Source organism: Cellvibrio sp. 25HG11W-0 (genome assembly GCF_057815475.1).
On record NZ_CM174230.1, the window covers coordinates 1,462,730 to 1,475,311 of the forward strand.

Genomic DNA, 12,582 nt, shown 5'->3' on the forward strand with positions numbered 1-12,582 from the left:
TTTAAAATAGTGTGATGCGCGCTCCGTTTTTGTAAGTGAGGCGATGAGGGGTTGTAAGTAAGGTGATGAGAGCTCGATGAAAGCTGATGTTGCACCTTAATATTTAATTTTTAAGGGTTCATTAGGCAAAAATTATTATCAACTGGTAATGTATTGTGATGCAAATTGGTTGACAATTGTATTTATTCTGGTAAGTTTACATTACAAATAAACATTGCGTTAAGGGTAGGTGCTCTTTGCGTGGTGACCCAATAATCAGTCGGAGTAAAAAGAATATGAAAGATAAAGTTGTCATAGTAGCGGGTGGCGGTAGAGACATAGGGCGCGCCTGTGCGCTTGAGTTAGCTGGCCGTGGCGCCAACATACTCCTGACTTATCACTCCAGTGCCGAGACTGCCAATAGTGCAGTAACAGAAATTGAAGCTATAGGGAGCAAGGCTGTTGCGCTTAAAGCTGACCTTACCAAAGCGGAGGATGTGGCTGCGGTAGTTGCCAAGGCGCTAGAGGTATTTGGTCGTATTGATAGTCTAGTGCACGTATCGGGTGGTTTGATTGAGCGTATTAAAATCGCTGATATGCCTATGGCTCACTGGCAAAAAGTAATGGATGTTAACCTAACATCTTTATTTATGATGACCCAAGCATGTATTCCGCACTTAAGTGCAGGAAGTAGTATTGTTACTTTCGCATCCCAAGCGGGCCGCGATGGCGGCGGTGGTGGTGCTGTTGCCTATGCTACTACCAAGGGTGCCATTATGACGTTTACGCGCGGCTTGGCGAAAGAGTTGGGCGCCAATAACATTCGTGTTAATAGTGTTTGCCCAGGGATGATTAGTACTGGCTTTCATGACCAATTTACCCAAGATGAAGTGCGTGCAAAAGTTGCAGCAGCAACAGCCCTAAAGCGCGAAGGTAGTGCTGAAGAGGTTGCGCGTTTGGTCGGGTTCTTGGTGTCTGATGATGCGGCATTTATGACCGGTAACTGCATAGATATTAATGGCGGCTTGTACTTCTCGTAAGACTGAGTCCCAAAGAAGAAGGCCCGCAATGCGGGCCTTTTTTTTTGCTTGTTATCTTGCAAGTATTTTTTAGTTTAACATATTGTTTTTATTGAAAATTATACGTTTCTAGGTGGGTGTTCTTACCAGGTGATCGAGGGAGTATAGGCCGCGCGCCTCGTTTGTTTTGCGGCGCATTTCTTCCAGTGCTTTGCGTTCATCGGCATCAAATAATGCGTTAATAAGGCGGTTGAAGTGTTGGTGCATGGCCGCTCTTGCAGCAGAGGCGTCGCGCTGCTTAAGTGCCGTATAGATAGCGGTATGTTCTTCCATGCGCTTGCTGGCGCTTTGGTTGCACACGCCTTTATAGGCGGAAATAATTTCGGGGCTAGAGGTGCGCAATTGCCAAAGTTGGTCAACCGCCACTAATACAGCGTTGTTGCGTGTTGCTTGAGAGATGATCTGATGAAACTGCTTGTCTGCCGCTTCTGCCTTGCTCTCTATTTGCATGTCTACTAGGGTTTGGTGAAGCCTTTCCAATTCGCCGCTGGTGATGGTGGTGGCAGCTAGAGCTGCGGCTTCACCTTCAACCAGTGCGCGCGCCTGGGTTAGCTCAAATGCGCTAACGGGGAGGGCGGTTTTATTTGGGTTTTTATTCTCAAGGACATAGATGCCTGAGCCTGTGCGAGCTTCTACTCGCTCTCTTGCTTCAAGGGCTATGACCGCTTCGCGAATTGTGGGGCGGCTTACATTATAGGTTTCGGCGAGTTCTCGCTCAGGTGGAAGTCTGCTTCCGGCGGGAAAGGCCCCGCTGTCTATCATTGTTTCAATCTTTTCAACAATGCGCCAAAACAATCGACGATTTTTCATTTGTATTCCTCGTAGGGGGAGCCCTGATTACAGACGGATTTATCATACCTTATCGATTTGTAAGTTAGCAAAGTTATAAGCCAACCCATGTAGTCACTTTGAATATAGTTTGTTACCGATAATCATATATTGGTATTACAATTATTCAAGTGCTTGCTTCGTATAAATTTACCAATTGGTCTATTTTTTGTTGACACATTGGTCTTAAGTGATTAGATTAAGTTGTCACTCAAAATAATAGAAACGAGGCGAGGCTAGGCAATGACAAACACTCTTACAACAAAACCCAACAAGCTGAGTAGTGCTCTAAGGAGGCTTAATGTTAAAGCCTCTGTGCAGCCATGGGTTTATTCATCGGCATTGATATCGTTGGTCAGTGTGTCGGTTGTGGCGCAGGAGGCCGCAATAGCGCCAGTGCAGGCCGCTGCAAATAATGCGGCTATCGAAGAAGTTGTGGTATCGGGTTTGCGCGCAACTATGGCGCGTTCGGCTGACGTAAAAAGAAACACCAGTGCTATCGTTGATGCGTTAGCGGCCTCTGACTTTGGCGGCTTGCCTGGCTTGTCGATGTCAGACGTCATAGAGAATATTACGTCTGTCTCTGGTCATCGCGGTAAAGGCAGTGCATCAGAAATGTCTATCCGTGGCTTAGGTCCGTTTCTTGGATATGGCACCTTTAATGGCCGAACAGTCACCAGCGTTGGTGATTCACGTGCGGTGAACTACAAAAAATTCCCTTCAGATTTAAGCGATAAGGTTGTGGTGTACAAATCGCAGCAAGCTGATCTTATCGAAGGCGGTGTGGCAGGAACTATCGATATAGCCTCTTTGCGTCCACTTGATTTTGGTAAGCGCAAAATCACCGTAGAAGCCAGTGCTATCTACAATCAAACCAGTGCCCACATAGATGGCGAAAATGGTTTGGGTGATGAACAAACATTTTCTTATGTTGATCAATTTGATACTGAAAACCTGGGTAGTTTTGGCGTGACCTTTGGTGTGCAACGCACCGATTCAGCAAACCCTGAAGAGAGTACCTTAACCGGTAGTTCTATGGTGGCCTGCGCAACAAAATCAGCCGATGGAAAAGCGTTGACCAATAGCGGTCAGTGTCATAAAACCCCGACGGGTGTCACGCGTGAAACCTACGCGAACTTTCAAGAAGATTCTATTTATGTAACGCCTACCTCTGCTACATGGCGCAATCAATCTGATGGTGATTATCGCGAAGGCTATGTTGCTGCTGTGCAATGGCAGCCTAATGATCGCTGGGATATAAACTGGGATGTAGAAGCATCCGACAACTCTTATTTTGAAGACCGCCATGATTTTACGTTGAGCGATATCAGAAATGCTTTAACCCATCAAATTGTTGGCGAAGATCACAGTCTGTTGTATCGCGAAGGAAAATCAAAAATGGAAACTCAAGGCTACTATCGTCTTGAGGAAGAATCCTATCGTGGTACAGGTTTAAATGCTGAGTTTAAAGCGACAGATAATTTAACGCTTTGGTTTGATTTGTCTTACTCGAAGTCTCATCGCGATCGCTCTAGCTTTCAGTCTCGCTTGGGCACTAACAGTACGTTTAATTACTCATTGGATAATACTGATTCCATCGTATCGCAGCTGAATTTTCTTGATAGCAAAGGCTTGTCTGCAGATGACGAAGGTTTCAACTCGGCAACTGCGTTTGATCCTACTAATAAAGACTCTTGGGCATTGGCAAATAATGCCAACAAAACATCAGCAAAATATCGCCGTCAGTTAGATGAGCGTTTTGACACGATTAAAGCGGCGAAGGTTGATGCTGAGTATCAATTAAATATGCCGTTTATTCGCAGTATTAAAACTGGCGTGCGCTACTCAGAAGAGCATCTTTATTCTGATGTTGATACCGATACTCAGTGGGATGCAGTGAATAAAGTTGCGGTTGCCGGTGAGGCTACGGTGACAAATGCCACCTTAATTCAGAATGTATTGAATGAATGCTTTATCGGTTGGAATAATTCCGAGTGGCTTTCTCAAGAGGGTGGTTCTGGTTTTGAAGGTGGTGAATTCGCACAAATGGATGGCCGCTGTGGATTTGGGATTCTGTCGCAATATAACGCCGATGGCAGTTTTGCAGATTTCGGAAAGTTACCCGATCGCCGCAGTGCGGGCGATGATGTTATTGATGAAACAGTAACAGCAGCCTACGTAATGGCTAACCTTGAAGGGGTGCTATTTGATACTGAAGTCACCGGTAATCTAGGTGTACGTGTCGTGCACACGAATGTGGCCTCTACCGGTTACAACACTGCGTACAAAATTACTGAAGCTGCAGGTGTCTATAGTTTAGATGTGGTACCTAATACAGTAACGGAGTTTGTGACAGATCACAGCTCAATGGTGGTATTGCCAAGTGCCAATATCACCTTTCATTTGGATGATGATGTGTTGTTACGTGGTGCGCTTTATCGCTCTATGTCGCGTCCTGATTTGCGCGACATGGGTGCTGGTCGTATTTACAAATCGAGCGACTCAGATGTTACCGACCCTAATCAGTTGATTACCAGTGCAGCGGGTGACAATCCATATATGGATCCACTGATGGCAAACAATGGTGATATCTCTTTGGAATGGTATCCCTCAAAAGATACGTCGCTGTCGTTAGCATATTATTACAAGCAATTTGAAGCCAACTTCAGATCAGTGCAGTTACCAGAAGATATCGTCATTGATGGCATTACCATTACGACTATGTTAGCGACTGATACCTACACTAAAGACACGTCAGATTTAAGTGGTTGGGAGTTGTCTGCACAGCATAATTTCTCTTATTTGCCGGCTCCTTTTGATGGCTTTGGCACCAAAATATCGTTCAACTATGCAGACTCTGATTTCGAAAATCAGGATGGCACTTTTGGCGATGTTTATGATGTAGATGGCGTTTTAACGCAAGCTGGTTTTGCTTTTATTCCGCCGGCCAATCTTTTTGGTTTCTCTAAAGAAGTTTTTTCTGGTTCTGTCTATTGGGAAAACGACGATTGGGAAGTGCGTGTGCTTTATAAATCGCGCTCTAAGTACTTCCAGCCAAACTCTGGCGCTCAGGCCAACCGTTATGTTGAGCCCTTTGAGTACGTTGATATGACCGTTTCTTACTCTATTCTCGATAATGTCGAAATAAGTTTGCAGGCGATCAATATTCTGGATGAGGCGCAATACATGACGCGCGGAACAGAAAAGACGCCAACCTTGGTGTCAAGCTCTGGTCCAAAATATCAACTGGGTGTTAAGGCAACCTTCTAATCTTATATCAAGAAAAGTAGTGTTATGACGTTAATGAAAAAAGAGTGAATGGTTTAAGTATAAGCGGCTGCGTATATAACGCAGTCAGCTTATTGCAAGTATTTTCGATTTGAAAATGACAGGTTTACATGTTGCTCGTGAAGTTTGAACGGGATATTTCGCTCCTAGTAAGGGATATCCCGTTCTTTTTTAGTAAAAATCATCTAGTGCGGTACTTTCGTAAAGAGGTGTCGTCATTTAGTAGAGAGTTAAAGAATTATGTCTAAAGTTTGTGCGGTTTTCGTTTTTTGCATCTTATCTTTACTGGGCAGCTTGGCTACAGCGAAAGAGCTACTTGTGAAGAATCAGCAAGAGTATCGGCAAGCTTTAAAAAAACTTCAGCCGGGCGATGCTATCGTCTTAAAAAATGGCGAGTGGAAAAACTTTGAGATCCTATTTGTTGGCCAAGGTACGGCTGAAAAACCTATACGCTTGAGTGCAGAAACGAAAGGTAAGGTGCTGCTTTCAGGGCAATCAAATCTGCGTATAGCCGGTGAGTATTTGGTTGTTTCTGGTTTGGTGTTTAAAAATGGCTACACGCCGACAGGTGAGGTAGTCGCCTTTAAACGCAATGATAAACATCTGGCAAATAATTCACGTATCACTGAAATTGTAATAGATAACTACTCAAACCCCGATAAGGATACGTCAGATTATTGGGTAGCCCTCTACGGTAAAAACAATCGCTTTGATCACAACTATTTGGCGGGAAAACGCAATACCGGTGTAACCATGGCGGTTCGCTTAGATGCAGTAGAGAATCAACAAAATCACCATCGTATAGACCACAACTATTTTGGCCCGCGCCCTATATTGGGGTCCAATGGTGGTGAGACTTTACGCATTGGCACAAGTACTTATTCACTGACTGACTCTTTCACGCTAGTGGAGGAAAACTATTTTGATCGCTGTAATGGAGAGGTGGAAATTGTCTCCGTTAAGTCGGGTAAAAATATCATACGCAATAATGTATTTTTCGAATCTAGAGGTACAGTAACACTGCGTCACGGCAACGGAAATTTGGTGGAAGGCAATGTGTTTTGGGGTAACGGTGTTGATCATACCGGCGGTATTCGTATTATCAATCGCGACCAAATTGTGCGTAATAATTATTTAGAAGGCCTAACGGGTACTCGTTTTGGAAGCGGTTTTGCCATTATGAACGGTGCACTCAATCCGCCGATCAATCGCTATCACCAAGTAGTGAATGCACAGGTCGAAAATAACAGCTTTATCAATGTAGATAATATTCAGTTGGCAGCAGGAAAAGATGCTGAACGCAATGCGCCACCTGCCAAAAGTTATATTAAGCATAATCTCATCTACAACGAAGCTGGTGAAAATGTGTTTAGCGTATTTGATGATCTTAGCGGCATAGAATTTTCGGATAACTGGCTCAATAACGTAAAAAAACCGCTCATTACTCACGGGTTTAACAGTGCGCAGATTGAATTAAAACGCAACGCCTATGGGCTGCTTATACCAGTCGATAAAAAATTGAGTAAAGTTGGTGTGGTGGCGGCATTGCAGCCAATCAGTAAGGCTGATGTTGGGCCCAGTTGGTATCCTAAGTTAGAACCAGATGTTACGTTTGACTCGGGTAAAAAACTGTTAGTAACGCCAGGTGAGGATGCTTTATTTAATGCCATCCATATGGCTGTAGATGGCGATATTTTACAGTTGTCACCGGGTATTTATAGCGTCAACAAATTATTGGTTATCAACAAAGTTATTACTTTAGTAGCCACTCAAAAAGACGGTGTTGTTATTGAAGGCGAAAGATCGACATTGTTTGAGCTGCAAAATGGCGGATCTCTTAAGTTAGTAGGCTTGCACTTTTCTGGGCGTAAAAGCCCTGATGCCGCAGGCAATCAACTCATTAGGACGTTGAAAAGTGGAATGATTAATAGCTACCGGTTGGTGGTTGAAAACTGTTTTATCGAAAACCTTAATGTTAATCATTCGTTTCATTTTTTTGATGCAGGTAGTCGCAGCTTGGCGAGTGAAATAAATATTAAAAATAGCCGTTTTGAAAATATCACGGGTGATTTATTACGCTTAGACAAAGAGACTGATGATTTAGGTATTTATAATGCTGAATATGTACGTTTAGAATCGAATACGTTTAAAAATATTGAGGGCGCCATTGTCCGTCTATATCGTGGTGGAACCGATGAGAGTACTTTTGGCCCACATTTTTTGGTGAATGACAATAGTTTTGAAAATGTTGGCAAGGGTAGTCGCAACAAGCACAAGAGTATTTTTCTCTTGCATGGTGTGCAGCTGACACGTATCGAGAATAATCGCTTTGAGGATACTGCAGGAATTCGTATAGAACATACAGTGGGTGAACCAGATAGTTTAATTGCACATAACCGTTTTAAAGATGTGCCTAAGGTTTCGGTTGTTGAGCTACACACTAAGGGTGATTCCACCCTGCGTTATGAGGCTAATAAGGAGCTCTAGTGAGCCTTATAGGCTTTAGCTGCTTTAAAATATAGGTGTATACGATGTTTAAAATAATATTTTCTCGATGTTTTGTCGTTAAATATAATGTGCTCATGATTTTTGGGCTGGCGTTAATGGGCTTTTGCGCACAGAGTTTTGCGGTCACTGTTGCCGCATCTATCAATCCTCATCTTGTAATCAGCCAAGCTGATGTAAAACAAATGCGCCTTGCTATAAAAAATCCAGGTTTATTTCAAACAGAATACCAGTTAAGAAAACAGCAGTTAGATGTGCAAATTGCACTGCCGCAGCAAGTTCCTGTACCAAAGGACGCCGGAGGTGGTTTTACTCATGAAGTACACAAAAATAATGCGCAGAATATGTACTATGCCGGCATAGTGTATCAATTAAGTGGCGAACAAAAGTACGCGAACTATGTACGGGATTTGCTCTTGAAATATGCACAACTGTATCCCTCCTTGCCGCTGCATCCCGAGCGTAAAACAGATAGTGTTATTTCAGCGGGTAAACTTTTTTGGCAAAATCTTAATGAGTCGGTGTGGTTGGTCTATAGCATTCAAGCCTATGATGCGGTAATGCCGAGCTTGACGGCGGCAGAGCGCACAAAAATAGAAGCGGGATTGTTTCGCCCAATAGCTACTTTTTTGTCGGAGGATTCCCCCGAGACTTTTAATAAAATCCACAATCATGCTACATGGGCAACTTGTGCTGTAGGTATGACAGGATATGTATTGGGTGAGCATGAGTGGGTAGAAAAATCCTTACTAGGTCTAGATAAGTCGGGTAAGGGAGGTTTTTTGCAGCAGCTGCAAGAACTTTTTTCGCCTCAAGGATATTACAATGAAGGCCCCTATTATCAACGCTATGCGCTCTTGCCGTTTGTCACTTTTGCCAAAGCGATTGAGGTTAACGAGCCGCAACGAAAAATATTTGAGTATCGCGATGGCATTATATTAAAAGCCATTAATACCACCATTCAATTGAGCTACAACAAGCTATTTTTCCCGATCAATGATGCAATCAAAGATAAGGGTATAGACACTATAGAACTCGTAAATGGTGTTGCTATTGCCTATGGCATTACCGCTGATCAGAGGTTGTTGTCGATAGCTAAGTTACAGGCGACAACGCTGCTAACAGGGGATGGTCTTAAAGTGGCGCAAGCCTTGGATAAAGGTTTGGCACAACCCTATGAATTTAAGTCTATGGCGTTTGGTGATGGTGCCAAGGGCGATGAGGGTGCCTTAGTCGTCATGCGCGCAGCCGATCAAGCTTTGGTTTTCAAAGCTACGGCACAGGGTATGGGGCATGGCCATTTTGATAAATTGAACTGGTTGTTTTTCGATAAAGGGCAGGAGATTGTTTCTGACTATGGCGCCGCACGTTTTCTAAATGTTGAAGCAAAATTCGGTGGCCGCTATCTGCCTGAAAATAATACCTATGCCAATCAAACTATTGCACACAATACCTTGGTCGTTGATGAAGCCAGCCATTTTAATGGCAATACGGAAAAAGGAAATTCACAGCATCCTCAGCTACTGTATTTTACCCAAAACGATAAGATTAAAATTTCTGCTGCAAGGATGAATAGCGCCTACAAAAATGTCGATTTTGTCCGCACCATGGCACAGATTACGGTGCCTGGCTTGGCCCAGCCTGTAATATTGGATTTATTGAATGTAACTGCTAAGGCTGCGCATCAATTTGATTTGCCTTTGCACTATAAAGGACAGCTTGTAGATACTAACTTTGAACTAACGACTTCGGTAGAAAATCTGCGCCCACTTGGTAAGAAAAATGGCTACCAACATTTATGGTTAAAGGCGCGTGCAACACCGCTTAAGCCTTTAGCACAAATTACTTGGTTAAATGAGAATGGTCGTTTTTACAGTTTAAGCACATTGGTGCAAAACAAGGCTGAAATTCTTTTTACCCAAATAGGTGCTAATGATCCTAATTTTAATTTACGCACAGAAAACGCGTTTATAGTGCGTATTCCGCGCACAAAGTCCTATGATTTTGTAAGCCTATTAGAGCCGCACGGAAAATATGATCCGGTTAATGAATTTACCCAGGAGGGCGCTAGTCAATTGCAGTCACTTAAGAGCGAACGACAAGCAAATGTGTGGCTGGTGAGTATGGTGTTTGTGAATGGCACTGAGTTGTTACTCGCAGTGAATAATGACAGGGCGCAGGACGCAGGAGCGACAAGTAGCTTTGTCTTTCGCGGCGTTAATCATTCGTTTGATGGCCACTTTTCACTCATTGAATTAAACAAAAAATAAGGCTTTTTATGAAGAATTCCAGCGAAGAATTTTTATTTGGTGACAGCGTAAAAAAGGAAGAATTGGGCGGTGGGATCACTCGCCAAATTCTCGGATACAATGATGAACTCATGGTAGTTAAAGTCTGGTTTGAGGACGGTTCTGAAGGCTATGTGCATAAACATCGGCATTCTCAAGTTACCTATATTGTAAGTGGCGAGTTTGATGTCAATGTGGGCGGTGTTATCAAGCGTATGGCGGGGGGCGACTGTTATTTTATTCCGCCAGATGTTGAACATGGCGCGCTCTGCATTAAAGCGGGAATTTTAATTGATACCTTCAGCCCAAGACGCGATGACTTTTTGGGAGATGTAGCATGATAACGGTAAAAGGTTTGCGCTGGTTGGTGATTACCTTAGTCTCAATTGCCACGGTAATTAACTATATAGATAGATCGGCATTGGCTGTTATGTGGCCGGGTATTGCTGCTGACTTGGGGTTGGGGAAACAAGATTACGCCAATATTATTACGGTGTTTATGATTGCCTATGCTATAGGTCAATCCCTGTTTGGAAAGATATTTGATGCAGTGGGGACGCGCTTAGGTTTTCTGCTGTCGATTGTTGTTTGGTCCGTTTCAATTGCGCTGCATTCAGTCGCACAGTCAGTGGTGTCGTTTAGCATTTTCCGCTTTCTATTGGGGATTGGCGAGGCGGGTAATTGGCCCGGTGCCACTAAGGCTAATGCAGAATGGTTTCCGGTTAAAGAGCGCGCACTGGCGCAAGGTATTTTTGGCGCCGGCGCTTCGTTGGGTTCTATTATCGCGCCGCCGCTTATCGCATTTATGTATGCATTTGTAGGCTGGAAATCAACATTTTTCATCATAGGTGGCTTGGGTTTTATTTGGGTTATACCATGGCTTATCGTGTACAAGTCTGGTCCAGAAGCGCATCCGTGGATTACGCCAGAAGAGCGTGAATATATTCTATCGGGACAGAAAAAAGCCACTGAAACTGAAGCGGAATATGTGCCAGGTTGGTTAGAAATTTTAAAGCATCGTCAAAGCTGGGGTGTTATAGCTGCGCGCTTTTTTATTGATCCTATTTGGTGGTTGTTTGTTGCATGGTTGCCATTGTATCTCAATGAAAAATTTGGTTTTGATGTAAAGCAAATTGGTATTTTTGGCTGGGTTCCCTACGTGGGCGCAGCTATAGGTGCGCTCTTTGGCGGTTGGCTGTGTGGGCGCTTGTTAGGGCGCGGCTGGTCAGTTAATAAGGCGCGTAAGGGTGTTATTTTGCTGGGGTGTGTGGTGATGTTACCTGCCCTTATCTTAACGTCTATGGCCAATACGCCGTTGTTAGCGGTTATGTTGATTGCGGTAATTTTATTTGGATTTCAAGCGGCAATTAGCAATATTCAAACGATGCCGAGTGATTTTTTCTCGGGTAAAACAGTCGGTTCTTTAGCGGGTATGAGTGGTACTTCGGCGGTGTTGAGTGTGATTATTTCCATTCAATTGGTTCCACTATTAACCAAAGGTGGCGACTACACACCATTCTTTATCTTAGGGGCTGTTTTGGTGCCGTTGGTCTTCCTGTCAGTGTGTTTGGCTGGAAAGTTAGAGCCGGTAAAAAGAAAGTCTGTTTAACCTAGGCAAAAAACTGGCGTATTGATGTGCGCTTTTCTGTGAAAACAGCAGATTATGAGTAAGGCGAATGATGAGTAGAATTGTATTGATGGGGGAGTGCATGGCAGAGTTGTTGCAGCTGGAAACAGGCTTGCTGCAACAGTCATTTGCGGGCGATGTGTTTAATACCGCCGTGTATTTAAAACGTGCATTTCCGCAGCTTGATACTTGCCTGCTGACCGCAGTGGGACAAGATTCGCTCAGCGATTCCATGGTCGATTTTTTTGCGCAGGAAAATATTGATACTCAGTTCATTTGTCGTTCGCCGGATAAAATTCCTGGGCTTTATTGGATAAAAACAGATGCTCAAGGTGAACGCTCATTTACCTATTGGCGAAATGATTCAGCTGCGCGTCAAGTTTTGCGGCTATTGACTACAACGCATATCGAGAAAATTGCGCAGGCTGAGTATTTCTTCTTTTCAGGTATTTCACTTGCCGTAATACCTGCAGCAGATAGAGATTTACTTTGGCTGTTGCTGGCTCGATTAAAAGAGGCCGGTGTAAAAATAGTGTTCGACCCCAATTATCGTTCACGGCTTTGGGGTAACCCCGAAGAGGCAAAGGTCAATTTTGATCAAGCGTTTGGCTTTAGCGATTTGCTCCTTCCGGGTGTGGATGATTTTATGCAACTCTACGGTTTAAATACTATTGAAAGCATCAATGATTTTCTAAGTAAATATTCTGTGTCTGAAGTCGTCGTAAAAAATGGTCCTGAAGAATTGTGCCTTTTGCGTGAGGGAAAAATTCATCGCTATGCCATAACACCTGTCAGTAATGTTGTGGATACAACCTCCGCCGGTGACTCTTTCAATGGGGTCTATTTGGGCGCAAAAATGGCCGGCATTGCTGGTGAGCGAGCATTGGCACTTGCAGCAAAAAGCGCAGCAGTGGTAATTCAACACCGAGGGGCAATTATACCTGCGCCGATTTTTCAGGAATTTTGGACTGAGGCGTTAATTTCTTAA

At 43.7% G+C, this 12,582-nt stretch carries 8 protein-coding genes; 7 read left to right on the top strand and 1 reads right to left on the bottom strand.

Annotated features, from left to right (window positions below; genetic code table 11):
- Positions 1-275 precede the first annotated feature (275 nt).
- Positions 276-1,019: an SDR family NAD(P)-dependent oxidoreductase gene (locus AC0KUT_RS06085; protein ID WP_488834345.1), complete on the top strand. Its 744-nt coding sequence runs from the start codon at positions 276-278 to the stop codon at positions 1,017-1,019.
- Between the two features lie 108 nt (positions 1,020-1,127).
- Here the strand turns inward: AC0KUT_RS06085 and AC0KUT_RS06090 are convergent, their stop codons facing one another.
- Positions 1,128-1,868, bottom strand: a complete 741-nt coding sequence (locus AC0KUT_RS06090) for a FadR/GntR family transcriptional regulator (protein ID WP_488834346.1) — start codon at positions 1,866-1,868, stop codon at positions 1,128-1,130.
- A gap of 261 nt (positions 1,869-2,129) precedes the next feature.
- On the opposite strand from AC0KUT_RS06090, the gene AC0KUT_RS06095 reads away from it, so the two are divergent.
- The 6 genes from AC0KUT_RS06095 to AC0KUT_RS06120 all read left to right on the top strand — a co-directional run bounded on the left by AC0KUT_RS06095 (position 2,130) and on the right by AC0KUT_RS06120 (position 12,582).
- A complete protein-coding gene (locus AC0KUT_RS06095) occupies positions 2,130-5,156 on the top strand; it encodes a TonB-dependent receptor (protein ID WP_488834348.1) in 3,027 nt (1,008 codons plus the stop codon).
- Between the two features lie 336 nt (positions 5,157-5,492).
- Positions 5,493-7,661 (top strand): chondroitinase-B domain-containing protein, encoded by a 2,169-nt coding sequence (locus AC0KUT_RS06100; protein WP_488834349.1) that lies wholly within the window; start codon positions 5,493-5,495, stop codon positions 7,659-7,661.
- 44 nt (positions 7,662-7,705) lie between these two features.
- Complete coding sequence (locus AC0KUT_RS06105; protein WP_488834350.1) at positions 7,706-9,949, top strand: heparinase II/III domain-containing protein; 2,244 nt, start codon at positions 7,706-7,708, stop codon at positions 9,947-9,949.
- An 8-nt stretch (positions 9,950-9,957) separates the two neighbouring features.
- Positions 9,958-10,308 (top strand): cupin domain-containing protein, encoded by a 351-nt coding sequence (locus AC0KUT_RS06110; RefSeq protein WP_488834351.1) that lies wholly within the window; start codon positions 9,958-9,960, stop codon positions 10,306-10,308.
- On the top strand, positions 10,305-11,576 hold the full coding sequence (locus AC0KUT_RS06115; protein WP_488834352.1) for an MFS transporter: 1,272 nt from the start codon (positions 10,305-10,307) through the stop codon (positions 11,574-11,576). The genes AC0KUT_RS06110 and AC0KUT_RS06115 overlap by 4 nt, the downstream gene beginning before the upstream one ends.
- A gap of 67 nt (positions 11,577-11,643) precedes the next feature.
- Complete coding sequence (locus AC0KUT_RS06120; protein ID WP_488834354.1) at positions 11,644-12,582, top strand: sugar kinase; 939 nt, start codon at positions 11,644-11,646, stop codon at positions 12,580-12,582.

Coding starts and splice junctions, on each gene's coding strand:
- AC0KUT_RS06085 (WP_488834345.1), top strand. CDS start 276: ATGAAAGATAAAGTTGTCATAGTAGCGGGTGGCGGTAGAGACATAGGG.
- AC0KUT_RS06090 (WP_488834346.1), bottom strand. CDS start 1,868: ATGAAAAATCGTCGATTGTTTTGGCGCATTGTTGAAAAGATTGAAACA.
- AC0KUT_RS06095 (WP_488834348.1), top strand. CDS start 2,130: ATGACAAACACTCTTACAACAAAACCCAACAAGCTGAGTAGTGCTCTA.
- AC0KUT_RS06105 (WP_488834350.1), top strand. CDS start 7,706: ATGTTTAAAATAATATTTTCTCGATGTTTTGTCGTTAAATATAATGTG.
- AC0KUT_RS06110 (WP_488834351.1), top strand. CDS start 9,958: ATGAAGAATTCCAGCGAAGAATTTTTATTTGGTGACAGCGTAAAAAAG.
- AC0KUT_RS06115 (WP_488834352.1), top strand. CDS start 10,305: ATGATAACGGTAAAAGGTTTGCGCTGGTTGGTGATTACCTTAGTCTCA.
- AC0KUT_RS06120 (WP_488834354.1), top strand. CDS start 11,644: ATGATGAGTAGAATTGTATTGATGGGGGAGTGCATGGCAGAGTTGTTG.